The sequence below is a fragment of the Dellaglioa sp. CoH-56-MRSF-10 genome, from assembly GCF_056782175.1.
This window is the reverse complement of sequence record NZ_JBXAYF010000042.1, coordinates 1-431: the sequence shown is the minus strand read 5'-3', so window position 1 is coordinate 431 and position 431 is coordinate 1. Positions and strand designations below refer to the sequence as shown.

The following is a 431-nucleotide window of genomic DNA, read 5'->3' as shown; positions in this document are numbered from 1 at the left end:
ACCTACGGTCCCCGAAGCAGAGAACACGACGCACAGTAAATAAGAGTTAGCTCAACGATAGACCTAGATCAATGGCAACAAAAGCAAGTCCACGTGCAGAATTGGCGGCGCTCCGGGCGCTGACTCACAAAGACAAACGAGTTTCCGGTACCCTTCTTAGCCTTATCGACGAATCGTACTTCAACTATACGGAGAGCCAAGAGGTATACAGCGTGGTGCTGCGCCACATGCGGGAGACGGGAACGACACCGGCCTACCGATTGCTCATCGAGGACCCCGCGATATCGGAGGGCACGCGTAAATGGCTGCGCGATTCGCAGGCAACGGTCACGACCGTAGACGAGGCACAGAAATGTGCGCGACTCATAAACAAGTACCGCCAAATCCGGCAACTTGAGGAACTGGCCGTCAACATCGACGCGACCCTGAAT

1 protein-coding gene is annotated in these 431 nt (G+C 55.0%); it reads left to right on the top strand.

Going from position 1 to position 431, the window contains the following annotated elements; translation table 11 throughout:
- Window positions 1–71: 71 nt before the first annotated feature.
- A partial coding sequence (locus AC1RP4_RS07735) for a hypothetical protein (RefSeq protein ID WP_481763232.1) occupies window positions 72–431 on the top strand: 360 nt, incomplete at its 3' end.